Origin of the sequence: Pseudoalteromonas sp. 2CM32C (genome assembly GCF_023161925.1) — a bacterium.
Classification (GTDB): Bacteria; Pseudomonadota; Gammaproteobacteria; order Enterobacterales; family Alteromonadaceae; genus Pseudoalteromonas; species Pseudoalteromonas marina.
Map to the genome: position 1 here is coordinate 43,768 of NZ_JALNTI010000009.1, position 22,520 is coordinate 66,287.

Annotated in this window: 17 protein-coding genes; 8 read left to right on the forward strand and 9 right to left on the reverse strand. The window is 39.8% G+C overall.

The genetic code is table 11. The annotated features are described in order from the left end of the window. Positions 1-168: 168 nt before the first annotated feature. The 6 genes from MTF67_RS15035 to MTF67_RS15060 form a co-directional block, all read right to left on the reverse strand. Positions 169-1,014, reverse strand: a complete 846-nt coding sequence (locus MTF67_RS15035; RefSeq protein WP_248519983.1) for a DUF4198 domain-containing protein — start codon at positions 1,012-1,014, stop codon at positions 169-171. A 35-nt stretch (positions 1,015-1,049) separates the two neighbouring features. Then, positions 1,050-1,559, reverse strand: coding sequence for a DUF2271 domain-containing protein (locus tag MTF67_RS15040; protein ID WP_006792520.1), 510 nt, complete (start codon positions 1,557-1,559; stop codon positions 1,050-1,052). Next, the gene (locus MTF67_RS15045) at positions 1,559-2,191 is read right to left on the reverse strand and encodes a PepSY-associated TM helix domain-containing protein (protein WP_248519984.1); all 633 of its coding nucleotides are present in this window, start codon (positions 2,189-2,191) and stop codon (positions 1,559-1,561) included. Before MTF67_RS15045 ends, MTF67_RS15040 begins: the two co-directional genes overlap by 1 nt. Positions 2,192-2,325: 134 nt before the next feature. Continuing rightward, positions 2,326-2,721 carry a YbaN family protein gene (locus tag MTF67_RS15050; protein WP_006792518.1) on the reverse strand — a complete coding sequence of 132 codons (396 nt, stop codon included), beginning with the start codon at positions 2,719-2,721 and terminating at the stop codon, positions 2,326-2,328. A 132-nt stretch (positions 2,722-2,853) separates the two neighbouring features. After that, a complete protein-coding gene (locus MTF67_RS15055) occupies positions 2,854-4,167 on the reverse strand; it encodes a porin (RefSeq protein WP_248519985.1) in 1,314 nt (437 codons plus the stop codon). A 106-nt stretch (positions 4,168-4,273) separates the two neighbouring features. Next, positions 4,274-4,756 carry a MarR family transcriptional regulator gene (locus MTF67_RS15060; RefSeq protein ID WP_008131907.1) on the reverse strand — a complete coding sequence of 161 codons (483 nt, stop codon included), beginning with the start codon at positions 4,754-4,756 and terminating at the stop codon, positions 4,274-4,276. Between the two features lie 428 nt (positions 4,757-5,184). Here MTF67_RS15060 and MTF67_RS15065 point away from each other — a divergent pair, with 428 nt between their 5' ends. The 4 genes from MTF67_RS15065 to MTF67_RS15080 all read left to right on the forward strand — a co-directional run bounded on the left by MTF67_RS15065 (position 5,185) and on the right by MTF67_RS15080 (position 11,136). Beyond that, entirely contained in the window at positions 5,185-6,036 is an 852-nt protein-coding gene (locus MTF67_RS15065; protein WP_248519986.1) for a D-hexose-6-phosphate mutarotase, read from the forward strand. A 62-nt stretch (positions 6,037-6,098) separates the two neighbouring features. Further along, positions 6,099-6,632, forward strand: a complete 534-nt coding sequence (locus MTF67_RS15070; RefSeq protein WP_248519987.1) for a PH domain-containing protein — start codon at positions 6,099-6,101, stop codon at positions 6,630-6,632. After that, on the forward strand, positions 6,625-8,184 hold the full coding sequence (locus MTF67_RS15075; RefSeq protein ID WP_248519988.1) for a PH domain-containing protein: 1,560 nt from the start codon (positions 6,625-6,627) through the stop codon (positions 8,182-8,184). The genes MTF67_RS15070 and MTF67_RS15075 overlap by 8 nt, the downstream gene beginning before the upstream one ends. A 126-nt stretch (positions 8,185-8,310) precedes the next feature. Beyond that, positions 8,311-11,136 (forward strand): hypothetical protein, encoded by a 2,826-nt coding sequence (locus MTF67_RS15080; protein ID WP_248519989.1) that lies wholly within the window; start codon positions 8,311-8,313, stop codon positions 11,134-11,136. 66 nt (positions 11,137-11,202) lie between these two features. Here MTF67_RS15080 and MTF67_RS15085 read toward each other — a convergent pair whose 3' ends face one another. Together MTF67_RS15085 and MTF67_RS15090 are read right to left on the reverse strand one after the other, a co-directional pair. Continuing rightward, positions 11,203-12,354: a hypothetical protein gene (locus MTF67_RS15085; RefSeq protein ID WP_006792510.1), complete on the reverse strand. Its 1,152-nt coding sequence runs from the start codon at positions 12,352-12,354 to the stop codon at positions 11,203-11,205. A gap of 48 nt (positions 12,355-12,402) precedes the next feature. After that, positions 12,403-13,536, reverse strand: coding sequence for a PepSY-associated TM helix domain-containing protein (locus MTF67_RS15090; protein ID WP_248519990.1), 1,134 nt, complete (start codon positions 13,534-13,536; stop codon positions 12,403-12,405). Between the two features lie 284 nt (positions 13,537-13,820). Here MTF67_RS15090 and MTF67_RS15095 point away from each other — a divergent pair, with 284 nt between their 5' ends. Both MTF67_RS15095 and MTF67_RS15100 read left to right on the forward strand, forming a co-directional pair. After that, positions 13,821-14,435 carry a SemiSWEET family transporter gene (locus MTF67_RS15095; protein WP_008126909.1) on the forward strand — a complete coding sequence of 205 codons (615 nt, stop codon included), beginning with the start codon at positions 13,821-13,823 and terminating at the stop codon, positions 14,433-14,435. Positions 14,436-14,510: 75 nt separating this feature from the next. Next, positions 14,511-15,299: a PhzF family phenazine biosynthesis protein gene (locus MTF67_RS15100; protein ID WP_248519991.1), complete on the forward strand. Its 789-nt coding sequence runs from the start codon at positions 14,511-14,513 to the stop codon at positions 15,297-15,299. A 65-nt stretch (positions 15,300-15,364) separates the two neighbouring features. Here the strand turns inward: MTF67_RS15100 and MTF67_RS15105 are convergent, their stop codons facing one another. Beyond that, positions 15,365-17,872: a zinc-dependent metalloprotease gene (locus MTF67_RS15105; RefSeq protein WP_248519992.1), complete on the reverse strand. Its 2,508-nt coding sequence runs from the start codon at positions 17,870-17,872 to the stop codon at positions 15,365-15,367. 288 nt (positions 17,873-18,160) lie between these two features. On the opposite strand from MTF67_RS15105, the gene MTF67_RS15110 reads away from it, so the two are divergent. Next, positions 18,161-19,339, forward strand: coding sequence for an efflux RND transporter periplasmic adaptor subunit (locus MTF67_RS15110; protein WP_006792503.1), 1,179 nt, complete (start codon positions 18,161-18,163; stop codon positions 19,337-19,339). A gap of 12 nt (positions 19,340-19,351) precedes the next feature. Further along, complete coding sequence (locus MTF67_RS15115; protein WP_248519993.1) at positions 19,352-22,495, forward strand: efflux RND transporter permease subunit; 3,144 nt, start codon at positions 19,352-19,354, stop codon at positions 22,493-22,495. Positions 22,496-22,520 lie beyond the last annotated feature (25 nt).

Below are 22,520 nucleotides of genomic sequence, written 5' to 3' on the forward strand. Positions count from 1 at the left end.
ACTGTTTACGTACGTTACAGACGATTAGATCGTTACTGTTGTAATCTTGTGGCGAATGGTTGCGAAATCAATAAAAAGTAAAAGAGAGATTGAAAAAAAGTGATAGGCATAAAAAAGCCAAGTTAAAAACTTGGCTTAGAAAATACGTTTAAATAAATGCCTAAAAAATTACTCAGGCGCAACTTCAAGTGTTGTAAATAATGCATAACGACCTGAGTCTACGCCCTCTTCATTTACATCAACTTCAGTGGCGGTTTCAATTAAATACATACCCGGTGCGTTCCATGTTGTTGTAAAGAAGCCGTTTTTATCGGTGGTTACTTTTACTTCGCCACGTTCGTTACGGTAGCGAGTGTCGCCTCTTAAAATATTTACTTCAATACCTTCGCCTGCAGGCTTCCCGTCTTGTAGTAATTGAAAACGCGCTTGCTCGCCTACAAATAAATCGTTTGGATGGGTTGGGCCGCTTAGTTCAAGGCCTAAACCTAATAATGCAGGCTTAGATGTACCGTTACGGCTTACAAACGTGTCTACCGTTGAAATCACTTTAGTGGTGCGTACGCCTTGAGCGTTGCTAGGTAATTTAGCGTCTGTTTTTTTGCCAAATACACGTTTGCGTTTACCTTCTTCATCTTTATAAAAGGTCATGTACATTGGCTTTTGTGTCATTGCAATGTGGTAGGTGCCCTGTTCAGTTAAACTAACTGCGGCTGAGCTTTTGCGTTTTAAGTAATAAGCACGAATAGTGTCGCTAATCGGCTCGCCGTTTGGCATAAGCGCCATGAGTAATGTGTCGTCCCATTGAGCGTCTTTTTCTTTTGGCTTAAAGGCTTTGTCGGGGGCAAACATTTCGTTAGAAATACTCGCATCAATCATTACATAATGCGCTTTATCGCCAGAAAGTGAGGTGTGTGATGGTAATAACCAACGGCCATGTGCACTGGCTGATGTAGATACCAGCGCTGATAAGCTAAGTGCGCCAATTAATGCGGTTTTTAATAAATTAATTTTCATTTTTCTGTCCTTTAAATTCGAATTATAAATAGCTACTACTTAGCGTTTACGGTAACAAAACTGGTTGAAAACTCTTTTTTACCATCGATGGTAATTTTACCTGGCTTTGTTAAATCGAGTTCGAGGCGTTTGTAATCACGGCCTCCTTCTTCACGAACAACTTCAATATTTAAAAGGTATTTACCAGGTGCTACGGCGTTGCCGTCTAAATCTTTACCTTGCCAATCAATTGTATAAGTACCAGCGCGCTTAGTGGCGCCACTTATACCGTCAAAGTTAATATTGGTTTTACCTGCTTTACGCCACCATTGACGTAAGTCTTTAAACCATTCGGCTTTTTGAACCCAAAGTGCAAGCGTTGTTACGTGTTTGCGCTCTGGTGTTTCTAGCCACACAGCAACGTACGGTCGATGATAAGGTTGTACATCAAGGTCGGGTAGGGTGAGTTCAATCTCTAGCTGTGGCGTTTGTGCCTGAACCGTTGTTTGAAATAGTGCGGCAACCATTAATAATGCTGCGCTAAATACAGTACTAACTTTTAACATTAAGACACTCCTTTAATTTGTGGTACCCAGCATAAATAAATAACCAATGGCGTTGCGATGCCTAAAACGGTTATCCATATACCTGCTAAGCGTTTTTTTCTGTTTTGAAACAAAATAATCATGCCGGTGATGGCAAAAATAATCATCAATACCGCTGAGATATCAATTACCCAGCTCCACACTTCACCGGTGTAGCGACCTTTATGTAAATCGCCAATAAGGCTTAAAAAGCCGCCTGTTTGGTAATCGAGGTTTAGCTCGCCTGTTGTAAAGTCAAGCTCAGCATAAGCAAAACCGGCCGGAAGGGGGTAGTCGAGCATGACTAGTGCGTCTTCTTTTTCCCATTCAATACTTTTTACCTTGGTGAGTGAGTATTGTGTAGCTAGATATGCTTCTATTTCTGGGTAAAGCGAAGGCAGTGTATTTAGCTGTGCGTTGGCTTTAGTTACAAGCTCAGCTGGAATAGTTGCGGTGACTTGCCCGTTACTTTTATCGTTTTTAATCCAGTCAACATGGTTAAGTACAATACCGCTAACGCAAAATAGAATGAGTAAAAAAAACAAAGCGGTAGAAATATAAATATGTAGGGCACGGCTTGTACTGTACAAAGCTCGCTTATTAATAAACGACATAAATAATTTAATGTAATAAAATTTATTACATGATAATGATTTGCATTACTTATTACAAATTTACTTACGTAACTTTACATTAATATTTTAAATAACCTGAATTCAGGCTAAATGTTAGTGCGTTTAAATGAGGTTTAGTGCTGAGGGGGTTGTGAGGGTCTTAAAATAAGGTAAATCATAACCGCAATTTCTATTGCTGCTACAAGGTATACAACCCAAATAGGTGCTGTTGAATTAAGTAAAAGTATAAAGCCAGTAAGCATACCAATAGCGGCAAAGTACTTAGCTTTGGTTGGTACCACTTTATGAGCTTGCCATTGCTGCAAGGTAACACCATAGCGAGGGTGATTAAGTAACCAATTTGCAAGTGCGGGAGATGAGCGAGTAAAACAAGTGAGCGCCAAAATAAAAAATATAGTCGTGGGCATGACCGGAAGCATAATGCCTACAATGCCTAGCGCCACTAAGGTTAAGCCTAGCATTTTTAACCCTATGTTTTTGTAACAGATAAGTGACGATTTTATATTCATTGACGGCGCTATAGTGAGTGGCGACTAATTTAAAGTGTAGGCCAATTTTACATTTATTATAAAGCTAAAACGCTATTCCAATAAAAAAGGACATACCCAGTATGCCCTTTTTTGTAGACTAAACAGTAGTTATTAAAAATAATAACCAATGTTTATATTAAAGCGTTTTTCTGTTTCGCTGCTGTCACCGGCAATCGATCCACCAACGAAAGGTTGGTTTTTAGCATGTACAAAATCAAAGTAGGTAAACAAGCCGCCAGCGGCTACAGAAACACCCGTCACGTTCATCCACGTATCTGCGCTGTTGTCAGATTTATCGTAGATAATCCCGTAATCGTTATAAAATTGTAGGCCTGTCACTGGGCCCCACTCAACTGGCATACTGTAAGCGATGTTTGCATTGGTCATGGTTGCTTCTGCGGCAATACTGTCGTAAAACGAGTAAGCACCTACGGCCATACGATCAATATTATCTATGTCGTAGTTGTATTCACCATGTTGAAGCTGAAAGTTCCATGCATCAATATTGCTATTTAGATGCATAGCCCATGCATAATAGTCGCCTGCGCGGTCATTACCGTCATGTAACCCGCCAGATAACGCAGAAAAACCTAACTCGGTTGTGCCGCCGTCATGTTCAAAATGGTAACCGTAACGGCCCGAAAACGTATTGTATTCGCCTATTTGGGTTACAGGTTCTGCGTAAATGCCGTCTTCTGGGGCTCTTACGCCAACTACATCGTATGAATAGCGATCGCTGCGGTTGTCAACGTAGCCATCTACGCCACCAAGCTCATCGTTTTTGAAAAAGCCAAGATCTAATTGCCAGTTATCTGCAATTTTACGTTTAAACATGATGCCTAAATCGTGATCATCTTCTAAACCGATGTAATAGGTGGTGTTAAAAAACCAGTTGTGCGAATTATAAGGCCAGTTACCAAAGGGTACTTTGGTGATACCTGCTTGTACTTGCCAATCGTCTGCAAAATCGTACGCTGCATAAGCATATTTTACTGCGGTCATGTAATCAAAAAAGCGAATTTCTGCGTTAAGAATAACGTCGCCTACATCACCAGAAAAATTAAGTCTAAAAACGTCAAAATCGAAGTCGCCGCCGCGGTCTTCGTTATCGTCATCATACGATGCATAACTAAAGTTAGTACGAATAGCACCGCCGACCTTTATGCCGCTGCTTTTTTCTTTCGGAGCTTCTGCCACCACAACGTTTTGGTCAGCTTTTTTCTCGATAAGTGCAACTTGCTCTTGGTGTTTTTCGTTAATTTTTTGCTGTTTAGATTTTTCTTCAACTAGTTTTTGTTCAAGCAGCTTCATTTGCTGCTGTAGTTGTTTTAATTGACTTTGAAGCGTGTCGATATCGGTGGCGTAAGAAGTACTCGAAACACTACTTAAAATAAATGCGAGCGATAATTTTGAGAGTTTGGTCATATTAGCTGCTTCTTTTCGTTTGGTTAAAAATAAAAACCCAAGATATTAATAACACCTTGGGTTAAGAGCTTAGTACAAAACCATTATATTTTTTATTGTTTGTTTTTTATTCTTTAGGCGCTTGTGTAAGTGCACCCACTTCAAGCAAAGGAGATGCATCTAATTTGTCTGCATCCATCATGGCTGCAATGCGCTGCATAGATGAAAGTAATAAAGACTGCTCCCATTCAGCCAGACCAGAAAACTTTTCTATGAAGTGTTCTTGTAATGGTTGAGGGGCTTTAAGTAGTAATTCTTTCCCTTTTTCGGTGAGGTGTAAGCTCACTCGACGTTTATCCATTTGGCTTCGAACGCGTGTAACCAGATCTCTGCTTTCAATTCTGTCGAGAATATTAGTTACGGTCGCTGGGCTTAAATTTACATTTTGCGCAATGCGGCTAGCAGTGATGCCATCAGTTTGAGACACTTCGTGCATTATAAGCAGTTGTGGGCCAGTTAAGCCGGCTGTTTTGTTTAGTTGCTTTGAGTGTAAATCAATCGCTCGGATCACTTTACGTAAAGATACCAATAACTCGTCATATTTTTGCATGTGTTTATCTCGTCGAAAAGCGATGCTTTGCCATAATCGCGAAATGTTACACATCAAATAAATTGAATTCAAATTAAAAATTTAATTTTTTACTGCTATTACTCGTTTTTATTAATTAGAGTAGAAACTAATTTACCTTAAAGCAAGCCCCCTTTAATTAAGGGTTTTTAATAGGTGGGAGTGCTTAGTTAAGCATTTTAGCTACGTTTAAACTATTAAATACACTGCTCAAATTGCTTTTTTACAATTCATTTTATGCGTTTAGTGTGTAATTAATTAAAGTGTAAACTAAGTAAGTGCATGATATACAACTATCAATATGCTCACAATGATTGTCTGAATAAGCAAAAACTTATTTGCTTGGTTTATACTTTACGTTATATGTAAGAGTATTGAACGTTGTGATTATTAATATTAAAGGGAAAGGCATGAAATTATCGCCATCAGTGAGCATTGAACACACCGAAACCGGTCTTGAATTTATTAATATTGAAAGTGATTTGTGCGATGCAAAAATATTTTTGCAAGGTGGTCAAATTACGCAATTTACACCTAAGGGTAAGCAACCTCTTATTTGGGTGTCGGGTAATGAAACGTTCTCAGAAGGCATGAGTATTCGCGGTGGTATTCCTATTTGTTGGCCTTGGTTTGGGACACATGCTAACGGTGGTTGGCCCGCACACGGTTTTGCCCGAACCAGCTTGTGGCAAGCTGATGAGGTTAATGAAACTGAGGAATGTATTACTGTGAGCTTAAAACTACCCATGAAGTTGGTGAACGCTGAATATTGGCCGCATCAGTCGGCATTGAAGGTGGAATTTGTTTTAAGTGATTCGCTTGAAGTGAGACTAACCACAACAAACTTAGGCGATACGGCGTTTAGCTATACACAAGCGTTGCATACATATTTTCCAACGTCAGATATTACTAATACACATGTTGACGGCTTACAAGGCGCGCAATATATTGAATTTGCTGAAGGACCTTTTACGCAACAAGCGGTTGTTGGATTTGAACGTGAAACCGATATGGTTTATACCCAAGCCGCACCTATTCAATACATAAATACCCCCGAGGGAGTTATTAAAGTTGGGCGAGCAAACTCTAGTTCGTGTGTGCTTTGGAATCCGTGGATTGAAAAATCAAAGCGCTTGTCTAATTTTGCTGACGATGAATACAAAACCATGTTATGCCTTGAAGCCGCCAATGTATTAGATGATGCGGTTACCCTTGCACCACAGCAAAGCCATACGTTGGTAACATCTATAGAATGGGCATAATAAGATATGCCTAATTAGGCTTTGTGTACGAATAAAATAATAAAAACAGTATAGGAAATAGTGTGTTTAACAATCAGCAAATAACGGATTTACCACAGCATAAAAACATTGAATTTAAAGCGCTTGCCGATAAAGCGCTGCTGCATGCACAACTTAACTGGTTAGTGTTTTATGTTCCCTTTAGCGCAATATTAGCCGCAATTTGTTACTTCAACGAAAATTTTGCGAATAACGCGCAAACGTATTTATTAATTGGTATGCCTATTTTAATTCTCGCTTCTATGCTTTACAGCGTTGCGAGTATTAAATTGCAAGGTGTGGCTATGCGTCAGCACGACATTGCGTTTAAAAAAGGAATTATTTGGCAGCGGATTACTATTTTACCGCTAGCACGCGTACAGCACATTGAAATACACCGCGGCCCCATTGAGCGAAAGCTGGGTTTAGCCAGTTTAAAATTGTATAGCGCCGGTGGCATGAGTGCCGATTTGCAAGTAAGCGGGCTTACACACATGGATTGTAAAAATATGCGCCAGTTTGTTCAAGATTACCGCCAAGAACAAACGTCTACTCAGGCTGTACCAGGCGATGAGTGATTTTACACCTCATACCACACAAACGGATGCTGGCCAGGTGACATTGTGGCAAAAGGTATCGCCTTGGGCACTTGTGTATTTTGTTGTCCATTTTGGTGTGCGTTTTGTGCGTGACGGTATATTTAACCTATTACCGCTTGGTTTTGTATTTGTTACACAAGTAGAAAACAAACTATTCTGGGGGCAAATTGCAGCAGCAGTGGCTGTAAGTGCTTTGCTTTTATACTCGGTTTTATATTACAGAAACTTTAGGTTTTGTATTTCAAGCGATAACGAAATACTCCTTAATAAAGGCGTTTTTAAAAAAGAACGTTTAACGCTTAAATTTGAGCGAGTACAAAATGTAAATATTGCTGAGCCTTTTTACTTTAAACCAGTAACGCTGGTTAATTGTATTTTTGATGCGGCAGGTAGCGCGGCTCAAGAAGCTGTATTGCCGGGCGTAACCCAAGGTTACGCAGAGCAAATGCGAAAGCAAATATTTGCTTACAAGGCCCAACAGCAGCTTGAGCCAGACAGTGAAGTAGAAACAGACGAGGCTACTGAGCAAAGTAGTTTGTTTATTTCTAACAAAGAAATAGCCAAGTTTGGTTTAATGTCAAACATGGCTATTTTAGCGCTAGCAGCCATTGCACCACTCATAAACGTGGTAGCCGATGTGCTTGAAAAGCAATTAATCACAAAAGTAGAAGGCTTTTACGAGCAAGAACTTGGACTTGTAGCCAGTGCAGCGTTATTTGCTATATTCACAATGTTTGTACTTGTGGTACTTATTGCTGTTTTGCTTTCGGTGGGAATGTCGCTGATTCGTTTTTATAACTATCAGCTTTATTTTAAAGGTAAAAAGTTTAAACGCATTGCCGGTTTATTAGAGCGCCACCAGTTATCTATGAGCTTAGACAAAGTGCAGTCGATTGTCATTAAGCAAAATATTATTGCCCGGTTACTTAAGCGCTTTACCGTTGAATTTTTGCAAGCGAGTAGCGGTGGTGCAATGGCGGGTATAGCCGCTAAAAAAAATAAACAAACCTTAGTTTTACCTGTATTAGATAACGAGCAAGTAAACAGCGTATGCCAGTGGATTTACCCGTGGTTTAACAACAGCGCACTGGCATTTAAGCAGGCAGAGCGAGCACTTTGGTATAAAAACTTAGTCTTGTATGCATTGTTACCTAGTCTACTTGTTGCTGTGTTTTGTTATTTTAATGAGTTTAATTACCTTATCAGCGTGGGTGTGCTTGCTGTATTTGCTGGCTTAGTTACCTTGTCGTATCAACGTTATGGTTACTATTTACATGAAGATGATGGCCGATTTTACATGGTTGTACGTAAAGGCATGATTGGCGTACATTATCGCGTGTTTGAACTATATAAAGTACAAAGTGCTAGCAGCGAAAGTACCTATTTAATGCGACGATCAGGGTTAAAAAGCCTGTATATACAACTTGCTCATGGCTTTGCGTTTATGCCATACATAAAAGAGCAAGACGCTGATTTTGTGATTGATTTTACGCTTAAACAGGCTGAGTCAGACACTCGTAGTTGGATGTAATTTCTGCAAACAATAAAGTATGTGCGAAAACACATTTGCACATGCTTTATTACACTTTTTTACTGCAAACTCAGTGAGTTTAATAATACTCTAAGCATTATTGAAGATGCTACTTAAGGGATTATTGTGAAAAAGTCACTCATTGCCTCAGCTTTGTTGCTCGCTGCCCCCGCGTTCGCTGCGGATTGGCAAACCATTCATACCGAGCATTTTAATGTGCACTACAGCATTGAGCATATTGATTTTGCTAAATCGACCGCGGTTGAACTTGAAATAGTTCGCACGAAAGTGCTTGAACAACAAAATCGTGCACTCGATGAAATAGTCGATGTTGTCGTGTTTGACCCCTTAAATGCGGCGAACGGGTTTGCCTTGCCTACATCAAGCAACCCAGTAATGGCACTTTTTACTACCCCGCCGCAGTCTGATACGGTGATTTCAAACAGTTCTGGTTGGCAGCAGTTACTGGTGTTGCACGAATACATTCATTTAGTGCATTTGGCCCAGCCTACACGCAACCACTGGCAGCAAAAAGTGCGCGGTTTGTGGGATATTTACGATTTAACCTACAGTGATACGCCGCGCTGGGTTGCTGAAGGGTATGCAACGTTAATTGAATCTAAAATGACCGGACGAGGGCGCTTATTTGATAATTACTCTGAGTCGATATTACGTGAATTTGCTCAACAAGGTGCGCTACCAACCTATGGGCAATTGAATAGTGATAATGGTTTTATGGGTGGCTCTATGGCCTATTTGATGGGCAGTCGGTTTTTATATTGGCTAGAGCAAACATTTTCTGAGCAAATACTTGATAGTATATGGACCCGAATGCAGGCAGTTAAGTCGCGTGATTTTGATGAAGCATTTGAAGGTGTGTTTGGCCAAAGCGCAGCGAAGCTATATCGCCGTTTTATTGCTGAATATACGTATAATGCCATGCAGCAAGAGCAAGGAGAGCAACCACTTGATAGTGAGCTATGGCTAGAGCTTGATTTATACGCAAGCAATCCAGCACTTTCACATGATGGCAGCAAGCTTGCAATAGTAGAGCGTGATGCCAAGCGTAATACTAAGCTCGTTATTTATAGCACCGAAGATAACACCAAAGCGATGGAGAGCTTTGAAAAGGCACAAAATGAGTTAATTAAGCAAGACCCACTCGATATACCAGATACGCCACCGAGCGTGTTTAAGCGTGAACAAAAACAAATACTTAATCAAATAAACCGGGCAGGTATAGCCAACCCGCAATGGGTAAATAGCACGACACTGTATTTTAATGCTTATAGTACTGAAGAGTCGGGTATTTATAATCGGGTGTCTGATATATTTAGCTATAATATTGAAACCGGCAACGTAGAAAAGCTAACCGAGTTTGCAGGGCTAAGACGCTTTAGTGCAACAAGCGACGGTGACACTTTGTATGCAGAGCAAATACGTGATGGCTATTCTGAATTAGTAAAGGTAGATATTAATACCGGCACCATAACGCCGTTGTTCAAAAAAAGCTTAAATACTGCATACGATTACCCCACGCTTAGCCCCGATAATAAAAAATTAGTTTATTTATCAGCTTCTTTAAACGAAAACTGGCAAATGTATATACAAGATGTTGATGGTGGTATTAGCCAGCCTGTACCTATGCCAAACGGGTATCAATATTTAACCCAACCTAGTTTTAGTGACAATGGCGAATCAATCTATTTTGTTGCGGGATTAAATAAAGCGACTGATATTTATAATTACCATATAGCCAGTAATACCTTAAAGCGTTTAACACATGGGCAAGAAGCGGTTGCTCACCCCATTGAAATGCAAGATGAAACGCTGCTTTATTTATCGATTAATGCCGACGGCCCTGATATAAAAAGCCTAGCGAATACCAGTATTAAAACGACGGTGACCGATTTAGCTGCTAATAGCAAAGCCCCGCTATTAATGGTTAATGAGCACACATTGCCAGAGGCTAAAGTATACGCGCAAGAGGCTGGCGAACAGCGCGATTATGCAATATTTGATCAGCATGCAACCTTTGCGTTGGGTTCTCAGTATTATTCTGCATCGACCAGCTTATTAAGTATGGGTATTAAAAGCAGTGATTTATTAAAGCAGCTAGACCTGCAAGCCGGTTATAGCATTGACTTAAACGATGATGCATTACATGGCGGGTTTGTAAACGCTAAATACAATGCGCTTGATGTTAAGTTTAAACTCGCTTTGTATGACTACAACTTAGATACCTCACGCCAATATCAAGCTTTAAGCCCAAGCAATTTAAATAACGAAATAGATGCTCTTGGTGGGTTTGTAGCAATGAGCTATCCACTTAAGTTTGGCCAATTAAGCTTAACCCCTGAGCTTGCTTATAACTATACTGATTACAAACAAAGCCATACTCGTTGGACGCGTGTCGGTTTTGCTCAAAGTTGGCAATATGACCGCCAAACGTTTGCTATAGGACAGCGTATTAATGCCCGTTGGTACGAAGGTAAAAGTGAAAACAATTGGCAAGGTTATGATCTCGATGCGAGCGTATTTGGGAAGGTGTATTACGCTCCTTTGTACATTAACTTTACACAAAAGCAGCGAGACGATGCACGCCTTGCGCTAGGCGGGTTTAACTCAAACCTTATAAACCAACACTACAATAGCGAATTTGTGCTTGCTGCTGATCTGCCTTTTTATAGTGCAACTGCCGAGCGTTACCAAGGGTATGGCGGCGGAGTTGCATATAAAGAAGGTATGCCGTGGCTGTATTACACTCAACATCAATTAGATGGTAGCGTTTACGCACAAAGTTACGGTTTAAAATACCAAGGTGATTTTAGCTTTGGCATGGGACCTGCGGGTGTTAACGATTTAACATTTAATGTGGGGGTGTCGCGTGTTGAGGGCAGCAGCTTTGATGATGAAATGCGTGCATGGCTGAGCTTTTATTATTCGCTTTAAATAAATTTAATGAGCTTAGTTGAACTGTGGGTAGTAAATCGATTAACCACAGTTCAATTTAGCCTGCTATTTATATTGTAGCGACAACAATTTGGCTTGATATACGTCTAACTTTTTATCGTCTCGTTCGTATTCAATTGCTTTTTTGAGAAGTCGCTTTGAACGCTCAGTTTTACCTTGCTGGTAGCGAACTTTAGCAAGCTCTAGGTATAGCTCAGAGATATAGGGGGCTTTAAATAAAGCGAGCTCTAAGTGGTCTTTTGCTCGATTAATATAACCGGTTTGTAATTCGTTTTTTGCTAGAGCAAGCAGTTCATAAGGATCTCTTTCTTTGTAATTTAATTGGCTGGTTAGTTGCTCTACAAGTACAGTTTTACCAAGTTGTTTAGCTAATAGTTGATAGTTATTAACTAAATTGACGCTCGATAAATTATTGTTTATTGCTGTTTCGTAAATTACTTCTGCGTTTTTTAAATCTCCCGCACGGCGATGTAACATACCCGCCATGTTAAAAAGCTCAGGATCATTCGGGGTAAATTTATTGGCTTGTAAAATAAAAGAATAAGCAGCGTTAAGATTTTCTTCAGCAAATGCTTTAGCTGCTAAGTTGCCATAAAACTTCGCAACTAAGTCGTTGTAGCTGGCGCTGCCAGAATAAAAACTACCGCGTGTAGGAAAATAATCAATCAGGGTACCTGGGCGAAAAACTTGAATAACGTTCTCTTTTTTCTCAACTTTTGGTGCATATACCATGGTTCTGAAATGATTAGCTACATAGACCATTCCACTTTCTTTTGCGTACACAGGTTCACTAGTAACTTCTTGAAAGCTTGTTTCTAGCCCCAGCGCATTTGCATAACTTTGTGTAAGAACCGCTAAACTAATACAGTTGCCGTGTGCGCGAGTAAGAGTTTGCGAAGAAGTTAATGTGTCACCATGGTAACTAAAATCGCTAAGTTGGTTTTCTAAATAGTTGTAAATAATACGATCGGTTCTAACACCATTTAGTTGCTGCTGGTCGGCATAAGCTAAAAAGCGTTTTTTTTCGGCGTTTGGCAATTCAAAAATACTCAACTCGCTGGGAGTGTCTATTTGTTTAAAGCGGGTGTGATTAATAAGCGCAGTAAGCTGGGGTTGCTCTACTGTAGGCGTTGTTGGAGTGCTTTTACATGCACTTAAAAATACCAAAAATAATGTAACTAATACTATAGATTTCATAAGCCACCTCAATGTGATTTTTAACATTACATTGGGGTGACTTTTTAATCAAGCGGTTATTGTTCGTTGTTTATTATGACGATTTTTTTGCGATTGTTTTTTACGTTTGCGGCGTGTGAACCATAAATAAAAGCCAGTAGCGCTTAGCCATAGTGGGCTTAGGCCTATAAAACTCCAAAGTATTTTACTTATTAGGCCAGCAAAGTAACCAAAATGAAGCTTACGAAAGCTGTCTAGCACTTTCCAGCCAAGACCTACTTGGCGTATATCCCAATTGGCAATATGCTCACCAGTGATTTTGTTATACGAAACGGTATTAGCGTATTCACTTGCCAGTGGGTTATTAGAATTTACTTCACCAAATACAGTAATGTTGTCGTCAGGTTCTAATGGCATAACCAAGTAAGTGCTGTTGAACGTGGCTATTTGTTGCTTGCTGTCATCTAAAATATCTTGGAAGGAAACATTTTTGCTATACAGGTTTTTGGTTAGGGCATAATGTTCTTCTTCAACATGTTCAAGTACTTCGTGATACCAAACGGCACCATTAAAATAACCACCGGTTATAGCTAAAACAATTAAAATAGGTGAGCCAATAACACCAGTCATTTTATGAATATCACTTAATACGATTTGTAATGTTGCGCGCCAACGCACGGTAAATAGGCGTTGCCAAAACTTTCGGTAAATAATAAGGCCGGTTATTCCAAGCACCAATAAAAATAAAGCAAAAAAGAACCCCAAAACGGTGCCTGTTTGGCCTGGTAAGCTTTTTAAATCATTGAGTAAAAAGGTGTAATGGAGTTCTAAAAACCAATCTGTAAAATAATGGCTCGTTCCCACGGGAGTTGATAAAATATCACCAGTATATTGATTTAAATGAAATTTATACCAAACTTGCGACTCGCGCTCGATTAAGTAAACCCGATCAGCAGTATCGTCGTTAAAAATTTCCCAGCTACCAATGACATACTCAGGATAAGCGTTCTGAGTGATGGAAATTAACTCATCCATATTCAAACGTTCAGGTTGAGTGCTAATCACAAAATGACTTTCGGGCATAAGTAAGCCATCTATCTCGCTTTTAAATACAAGCACACTGCCAGTAATACTTATTACAATTAATGGAATAATTGCAATGAGAGCAATCCAGCTATGAATTTTGAAAAGTGTTTTTCTCATGGGTTATTGTTATCTAAATTATTTATATGTAAATGATATCAATTGTTATTTGTATTTAATAGTGGCAGTACAAGAATTCGGAAAACTGATAAACTGTGCACATTACATAACATATTTTGTAAATATAAGTTTCCAGTTACTAAAAAGGGTTTTTGCTGTTTAGTTGAGTTAAATTAACTTCACTCTACAATGCCGCGCTCACAGTAAAAGCCTTTTAAAACAGATGTTTAATAAATGTTTTTATTAAGTAATTAAAGTAACCGTTATGTAACAGCGAGGTTGTTTTGGCGCACTATTTGCCTATTTTGTCTTCATTTATTTTACTTTTTAGCTTTTTACCATTGCTAAATAAAATTAGAAAAAACAGAAGTGTTTCTGGTTTATCTTTGCTGATGATGACATTTGGAGTCGCACAGAGTCTCTATTTCATAACGTATAACATTTATTTTGAGCGATACTTTATTGCTTTACCTTTTTTTGTAACAGGCGTATTAAGCGGCTTGATCTTGTACTTTTTTGCCCGTTACAACGCCGCAAAGCAAGAACGGCTTCAGTTAGTGCTTATGCTTGGCTTTTCGCTTATGCCGTTTTCGCTGTTATTAAGTCCAAACTTTGATACCGCATGGGTGCTCAACGCACTTACCTATGTAGGATTGGTGATGAGCTCAGTGCGCGTAATGCCACAAACCTACAAAACGCTGCGCACAGGTGATGTAAGTAATTTAAGTGCTCGTTATTTTAGTTTGCAGTTCATAGCGGGCATTTGTGGCTTAGTTGTTGAGTTAACAAATACCACACCAAGTACTTCACACTTACTTATGTTTATCATGTTGTTGCTGACTAATGCCGTGCAGTTTGGTTGTATGCAATATTATAAAATGCGACCAGTAATGGCTTAATTATAAAAAAGTGTAGTGTTTAATTAAGTTAATTGTGGCATTTTTAACTTATGAAAAATAACCCAGTGCAAACTAATGCAATTAACTATTCACCAAATTGATGCGTTTACACACGCTTTATTTAAAGGCAATTATGCAGCTGTTATCCCACTTGAGTCGTGGTTGGATGATGACCTAATGCTAAACATAGGCGCTGAAAACAACGTATCTGAAACTGCGTTTACCTGTAGGCAAACCGATGGGCGTTTTGCTATTCGTTGGTTTTCACCTTTAATGGAAATAGACTTTTGTGGCCATGCCACTTTGGCTGCTGCGTATGTATTATGTGAAGAACATAATGTATCGCAAATTCGCTTTATCGCTGATGCAGTGGGTGAGCTGATTGTAAATAAAAACAGCGATGGCAGCTTTGCTATGACATTCCCTAAACAAGCACCTGTAGAGGTTAAAAACCCGCCACAGGTACTGTTAAATGGCTTGTCTATACAACCTATTAAGGTACTTAAAAATCGTCAAGCTTACTTTGCTGTTTATGAATCGGCTAAGCAAGTAAAGAGCTTAAATACCGACTCGGCACTCTTAAAAACGCTAGCGCCACACGATGTAGTTGCCACTGCGCCTAGTGATGAATACGATTTTGTTTCTCGTTATTTTTGGCCTGCCAGCGGTGGCGATGAAGATTATGTCACGGGCTCTATTCATACAGGGCTTGCTCCATATTGGGCAAAACTGTTAGAGAAGACACAATTAACTGCCTATCAGGCATCTAGCCGAGGTGGTCATATACAGTGCGATGTTGGGGAGTCAACGGTAACTTTAACAGGCCATGCTGTTAGGTATTTAAAAGGCACAATTTACCTTTAATGGTGATAGGAATTAAGTTTATAAAAAAGGCCACAATCAATGTGGCCTTTTTTTGTTACAACTATTTACGCTTCTAGTGCTTTTGCAATTAAGCGATCAATATACTTTTTATGGGCTTTGGCTGCAGTATCTGCGCCCCATGACAGGCTTGTATCCGCTATTTCGGTTAACTGATAAAGCGCGGCTGTTTTAGCGAGGTTATCGAATTTGCTTGGTTTGCCTAAACCTGCAATTGCAATCAGTTGGTTTACATATTCAATTTGTAAATTGTGACTGATTGAGCTGGCCTCTGCGTCTTTTACAAAAATACTCGCCGTTAAATCCCCCATAAATTCATTTAAGCTATATTCGTTTCCGTATAAAGCGGTATCTGAAATACGCAGTAAAACGGCTGGGTGCAATAGTTGTGCAAGCACAGACTTTTGCATGCCCAAAATCATTTTGTGAGGTTTAGGGTCTTCATTTTTACCATAGTGATTAAACCCGCGGCGCTGTTGCTGCATGAAGTTATAAAGCGGTTGCATGCTTTGTAACACATCAGGTGCAAACACGTACTCGGCTAGAATTTCCATGGCTTGAGTTTGTTTTTCAAGCGGCACCGGGGTGAAAGGTTTGTCGGCGTTTGTATCACCTACAACGGCGCGCTCTACATAAACCCCACCAATTTGGCGAGATACAATACCCGCCTGCGATCTGTACTGACCAAATAAGCTATTAGCTGAGGTAACAAGTTGCTGGTAAGAGTCGCCTTCAACAGTGGCTTTATCTTTAAGCTCAGTAAACAGTTTATTAATAAGTGCCATGCGGTCTGCACCATACGCCGCTGGGTTTGATGACAAATCGCCAATCATTACGCGGGGATCGATATGACGGCCCGGCGCGCGCATATCGTCTGCATCGTTACCAAACGCTAAAGCATGCTCACTAGAACGCGCAAGAATTTTACTAAGACGAGCTTGCTCGGCAGATGCGTCAGCCAGCGCTACACTGTATCCGTAGTTAATAGCCCAGTCGTCGTATGGGCCTGGTTTAGTTTGAAAAATATCCCCTTGCTGCATGCCAATTGGTGCAATATTGGCCGGTGCATAGTCCATTACTGAGCCTGTTACGATACCTTGGGTTTTACTCTTGTCGTGCACTTCTTTCTCATTCCACAAAATAGATGATTTCATGTTGTGGTTAAGGCCCAGTGTATGACCTACTTCATGCAGAATAAGCTGTGTTAACCCTTGGCGTATCATTTCGTTTTCTTCAATGCTATCGCCAGCAGCTAAGCCTTTTGCAAGCATAAGGTTTTGTTGAATTTCATGACCTAATGAGCAGTTTAATTCACCAGTATGTGTACTATTGCTGTGGCTCATCGCGCCTTGTGTATAAAGGGTGTCGTAAATCCAGCGATTTTTCATAAATACAAACTCAAGCATAATGTCTGAGCCCAGTATTTCGCCTGTTAGCGGGTTGGCAAGTGCAGGCCCGTAGCCACCAAATGGTGGTTTAGGCGATGAGGTCCAACGCAGTACGTTGTAATTAATGTCGCCAGCATCCCAGTCGGCATCATCAGGTTGTATTTTTACTTCTAAGGCATTTTTAAAGCCTGCTTTTTCAAAAGAGCTGTTCCATGCAAGTACAGCGTCTTTAATTGTGTCGCGCCACTCTATTGGTGTGGTGTTTTCTATCCACCATGTAATTGGTTTTACAGGCTCTGAAAGTGCAGCACTTGGGTTTTTCTTTTGTAAATCCCAGCGCTTAATTACATCTTCGTAAGGCGTCCAATCAGTTGACGTCATTTGATCAAACTGGTTTGTGAAATAACCAATGCGCGCATCGTCTAAACGAGGCTGGTAGTTGTTTTGTGGGAGTGCTACAAATGAATGCTGAACCTTCACAGAAACACTACGCGGATCACTTACTGCGCCAGAGCCACGAACGGTTGGACTTGCATTGGTAAATACGTAATCTACGACAACGTCTAAGTTATTAGGGTAAGGACGCTGTTTAATAATGCGCGATTTTTTGCTGTCTAGCTTGCCTACTTTAAAACGTTTTTTCGCATTTTTATCTGCGGGATTTATAGTAGGAGATACTTTATGAAGTGCTTCACTTAAAAATAATTTATTGACGTTAAATGCAATTTTACCGTCTTCTTCTTTTTCTATTTTAATACTCGCGAGTACTGCTTCACTAATGTTTGCATTGCTGGCTTTTGAAATGGCACTGTTTTCGTCAAATTTATAACGAGGTGTTTTACTTATAATGTCGATACGGTCGAAGTACTTTCTAAACTCAATGAGTTTGGTTTCACGGTAAGATCCACGAAAGTGTCCCGCATCAGTCACCCCATCAACTGTATGAGCAAAATAAACGAAAGGAGTATCAAGCTGCGATTCGTTAATGACCATTAAGTGCTTACCCGTTTTTTCGTCCTGATAAAGGTTAAATATACCGGCAAATTCGGTTTGACCTTTGATCATTTCACTTAATGTTTTTGGTTTTTTTTCGTCTTTTTTGTCATTGGCAAAAGCATGGCCGCTTAGAGCAATACTGAGCGCAAGAGTTAGGGTGGTTAGTTTCATAATGTCATCTTTTCGTTTGTTAATTTATTTTTACTGTACGTAATTTCAATTTGTTTCGTACAACAAATCGATGAAATAATACCTTTTTTATTTAATGTATTGATTTTAAATAGTAAAAGTTTGTAACAAAATATAATTTTATGGCTATATAATCTAATTTATAATTAAGTAATTAATTACGAGAAGTATAATTAATGCACATTTGTAACAGTTGCTTACAAATGTCACGTAATTGTTTAATTAAGCTCTGTTATTATGGCGTTAATAGAAATTTGGGGTAATTAGGATATGCAAACAAATTCACTTAGATGGGTTTTTCCATTTGTTGCGCTTGCTATAGGAGTTGTTGGTTTTAAAGCAATAAACGCTCTTGCAAATGAACAAGAAAAAAAAGCGTTAGTTGATACGCGACCTACTGTTCAAGTTGAGCCGGTTTCGGCTAACGACCATCAGGTTGTAATTAACAGCTATGGCGAAGTAAAGCCGCTGGAAAATACACAACTGTCTGCACAGGTATCGGGAGAGGTACTGAGTTGGCATCCGAGCTTTGTTGCCGGTGGGGTTGTAGCACGTGGTGAAACCTTATTTTCGATTGAAAAAGATAACTACGAAGCTGCAGTGCTCGTGGCTGAAGCTGAACTTGCTCGTGCCCAAGCGGGTTTAATTGAAGAACAAGCGCAAGCAAAAGTAGCTGAAGACGAAGCAAAACGCTTTCCAAGTAAAGCGCGTACTGATTTATTTTTACGCAAGCCTCAAGTACTTAGTGCGCAAGCAAATGTTAAATCAGCGCAAGCAGCATTAAAACGTGCGCAGCGAGATTTAGAAAACTGTGATGTTAAAGCACCTTACGATGCACTTATTGTGAGCCGTAATGTAGGTGTGGGCCAATACGTGACAATGGGCTCGCAAGTCGCTGAGCTAAACAATATAGAAACTGCTGAAGTAATTATTCCTATTGCAGGCTTTGATAGTGTGTTTTTGCCTGAGCGTATTAAAGGGATTACCGCAACAGTTATTCAAAAAGGCCTTAATAGCTTTACTCGTGAAGGCGTTATTGACCGCGATTTAGGTATTGTAGATAACGCAACACGTATGAGTAGTTTAGTGGTGCGAATTGAAGACCCGTATGGCCTTAAAAATAAACAACCAGCAATTAAATTTGGCAGTTACGTACAGGTTAATTTTGCTGGTACAACATTAAATAATATCTACCGTTTACCTCAAGCGCTTGTTAACAACCAAACCGTTTGGGTGGTTGGTGAAAACCAAACCCTTGAACCAAGAAAGGTAACGGTAATACGAGAAGAAGGCGAGTACTTCTATATTAGTAGTGGCCTAAAAGCTGATGATAAGCTGGTGGTTACGTTACCAGAATACCCTCAAAAGGGAATGGAAGTTAAAATAGCAGGTGCCCAACCGGCACCTGAAAGCTCTGATGTGAGCACCTCAAATACGCAACAGCTTTAAGGTGTAATAACAATGAGTGAATCAACACAAACAAAACAAACAGGGTTAATAGCTTATTTTGCCAATAACTCGGTTGCTGCAAACTTAATGATGTTGTTTATTATCGTAATGGGTTTTTTAAGCTACAACACGATTCAGCGACAAATGTTTCCTAATATAGAAATTAACTATATTAACGTAAACGCTAATTACCCAGGCGCCTCTCCTCAGGAAATTGAAGAAAGTATTCTTATAAAAATTGAAGAATCACTTAAAGATATTACCGAAATAAAAAAAGGCGTGTATCGCGCATTTAGAAACGGCGGCTCTGCAAGGCTTGAAATTCATACAGACGCAGAACTCACCGATGTGCTTGATAAAGTAAAATTGCGTGTTGACGGTATTGCTACTTTTCCAGCCGGCATGGAACCGGTCACCATAAGTCAGATTGAATTTAGACAAGATGTAATAGGCATGACACTGGTTGCAGACTTGCCTTTATTTGAGCTTAAGCCGATAGCAAATAATATTGAAGATGAATTGCTGCAATTATCTAATGTATCGCTTGTGGTCAATGATGTACCGCTTGATGAAATAGCGATTGAAATCGACCCAGATACATTACGCCAGTACAACTTAACAATTTCAGATGTTATGAATGCCGTGCGTCGTTACTCAGCTAACTTTTCGGCAGGTCAGTTAAAAACTGATGCGGGCGTTATATCAGTTCGTGTTGAAAACCAATTTTATTCAGGCGAAGAATTTAGACAAATTCCGGTAAAAATTGGCGAGTATGGTGCCAAAGTTTTACTGCAAGATATTGCCACAATTAAAGATCAATTTACTGAAGGTGAACGTTATTTTAAGTTTAATGGTGAAAATGCCGTTTATTTATCAGTAAAAGCAACGCAATCACAAAATATTATTCCGGTAGCTGAATCGGTTAAAGCGTATATTGATAAAAAGAATAAAGAGCTCCCAACGGGTGTGCGTATAGAGCCTTTAATGGATATGACGTACTACCTAAATGCTCGCTTAGATATGATGAAATTAAACCTTCTTCAAGGTGCGATTTTAGTCGCAATTATGTTGTCGTTATTCTTACGCTTTAAGTTGGCATTGTGGGTAATGATAGGTTTACCAGTGTGCTTTTTAGGCGCGATGATGGTGATGCCACTATTTGGTATTAGCATAAATATCGTTTCGTTATTTGCGTTTATCATGGTGCTAGGGATTGTGGTGGATGACGCCATAGTTATAGGCGAAGCCGCATACAGTGAGGTTGAAAAAAGTGGCGGCGGTGTCGATAACGTTGTACGAGGTGCAAAGCGTGTAGCGACCCCAGCGACATTTGGTGTACTTACTACCATTGCTGTATTTGCGCCGTTTACGCTTTCGAGCGGCCCTGAAAGTGCCTTTTTTTACGGTATTGCTGTTGTTGTAATGCTGTGTTTGGTATTTAGCTTAATTGAATCGAAACTCATATTACCTGCGCATATTGCACATACACATTTTACTCCTATTAAAAAAGGTGGCTGGCGAGATAGATTTAATACCCGCTTTTTTGGTTTTGTAAACGGCCCATATAAACGTTTTGTTTCCAAGTGTGTTGAATGGCGTTGGACTGTTTTATTTAGTTTTATTGCTTTATTAGTCGTGACTTTTGCATTAATTGCTTCAAATCAGGTGCGCACTATTCCTTCACCTAAAGTACCGCATGATTTCCCACAAATTAATATTGAAATGAATGACAACGTATCCGACATTCAAACTATTAATGCTATTCGTGAAATAGAAGCTATGGTGCTTGAGGTAGATAAAGAAACAGAGCGTCAAACAGGTCAAAAAATTATCCGCGATTTACTCGTGTTTAACCAAGGCCGCACAGAGGCGCAATTATTAGCCCCATTAGTTGATGAAGACTTACGTCCTTACGATGCGTTTGAATTATCGCGCCGTTGGCGTGAAGCCATGCCTAATATTGCAGGTGTTAAATCGTTAACTATTCAAGACGACGTAGGCGGCGGTGGCGGCAACGGTGGTGGCGAGTTTGGTTACCTTCTATTTGGGTCTGATATCGATACATTAAACGAAGCTGGGCGTCGTTTTATTCAATTACTTCAGCAGCAAGAAGGCTTGTTTGATATAAGTTCAACCATAGATCCAGCAAGTAAAGAAGTGCAAATGAGTTTAAAACCCGTTGCCTTTGATTTGGGGTTAGACTTAGCCAGTATTGCTAATCAAGTAGGTGCCAGTTTTTATGGTGGCGAAGCACAACGCGTAATTAGAAATGGTGAAGAAGTCCGTGTAATGGTTCGTTACCCTAAACTTACACGCGAAGCATTTTCATCACTTAAACATACAGTGGTGACTACACCAACAGGGCGCGAAGTGTTATTGGGTGATGTGGTTGAGCTAACCGAAACTCCCGGTATTAGCTACATTCGCCGTGAAGGTGGCTATCGAACTGTTTATGTGTACGGCAGTATTGATGAAGAGCAAATTGAGCCGGGCGAAGTGGTTAAACAGGTAAAAGAAAACCTATTACCACAGCTTAAAGAAGAATACCCAAGCGTAAAATCAGAACTTGGTGGTGCTATTGAGGAGCAACAGGCGCAAGCCAATGAGCAAAAGTTGTTTTTTATTGGAGGCATGATACTAGTTTACATACTGCTTGCTGTACCACTAAAAAGCTATTCACAACCGCTTATTGTAATGTCGGTTATTCCGTTTAGCTTAACGGGGGCTATTTGGGGGCACTACTGGTTTGGTTTGGATATGAGCTTAATGTCTGGCTTTGGTCTTATTGCTGCAGCGGGCGTTGTAATTAATGACTCCTTGGTTATGACCGACTATGTAAACCAGGTACGTAAGCAAGGCGTTAGCGTTAAAAATGCCGTAATTGAAGCCGGCTGTGCGCGTTTCAGAGCAATATTACTCACCTCAATCACTACGTTTGCTGGTGTGTTGCCTATTATGTTTGAAACTAGCCTACAGGCTAAGTTTGTAATTCCTATGGCAGTTGCGCTGGGATTTGCAGTTATGTTTGCAACCTTAATTACGCTTATTCTTGTACCTTGTTTGTACATTATATTAGGTGATATTGGGGCATTATTTAAAAACACTTACCGACGTATTTTTAAACGAAGAAGTGTAGAAGTGTCTGTTGATAGCTAATTTTTGCTAAACAATAAAAAAGGAC

Excerpts from the sequence above, each read along its gene's own strand:
- MTF67_RS15035 (WP_248519983.1), bottom strand. The coding sequence starts at position 1,014 with ATGAAAATTAATTTATTAAAAACCGCATTAATTGGCGCACTTAGCTTA.
- MTF67_RS15040 (WP_006792520.1), bottom strand. The coding sequence starts at position 1,559 with ATGTTAAAAGTTAGTACTGTATTTAGCGCAGCATTATTAATGGTTGCC.
- MTF67_RS15045 (WP_248519984.1), bottom strand. The coding sequence starts at position 2,191 with ATGTCGTTTATTAATAAGCGAGCTTTGTACAGTACAAGCCGTGCCCTA.
- MTF67_RS15050 (WP_006792518.1), bottom strand. The coding sequence starts at position 2,721 with ATGAATATAAAATCGTCACTTATCTGTTACAAAAACATAGGGTTAAAA.
- MTF67_RS15055 (WP_248519985.1), bottom strand. The coding sequence starts at position 4,167 with ATGACCAAACTCTCAAAATTATCGCTCGCATTTATTTTAAGTAGTGTT.
- MTF67_RS15060 (WP_008131907.1), bottom strand. The coding sequence starts at position 4,756 with ATGCAAAAATATGACGAGTTATTGGTATCTTTACGTAAAGTGATCCGA.
- MTF67_RS15065 (WP_248519986.1), top strand. The coding sequence starts at position 5,185 with ATGAAATTATCGCCATCAGTGAGCATTGAACACACCGAAACCGGTCTT.
- MTF67_RS15075 (WP_248519988.1), top strand. The coding sequence starts at position 6,625 with ATGAGTGATTTTACACCTCATACCACACAAACGGATGCTGGCCAGGTG.
- MTF67_RS15085 (WP_006792510.1), bottom strand. The coding sequence starts at position 12,354 with ATGAAATCTATAGTATTAGTTACATTATTTTTGGTATTTTTAAGTGCA.
- MTF67_RS15090 (WP_248519990.1), bottom strand. The coding sequence starts at position 13,536 with ATGAGAAAAACACTTTTCAAAATTCATAGCTGGATTGCTCTCATTGCA.
- MTF67_RS15100 (WP_248519991.1), top strand. The coding sequence starts at position 14,511 with ATGCAATTAACTATTCACCAAATTGATGCGTTTACACACGCTTTATTT.
- MTF67_RS15105 (WP_248519992.1), bottom strand. The coding sequence starts at position 17,872 with ATGAAACTAACCACCCTAACTCTTGCGCTCAGTATTGCTCTAAGCGGC.
- MTF67_RS15110 (WP_006792503.1), top strand. The coding sequence starts at position 18,161 with ATGCAAACAAATTCACTTAGATGGGTTTTTCCATTTGTTGCGCTTGCT.
- MTF67_RS15115 (WP_248519993.1), top strand. The coding sequence starts at position 19,352 with ATGAGTGAATCAACACAAACAAAACAAACAGGGTTAATAGCTTATTTT.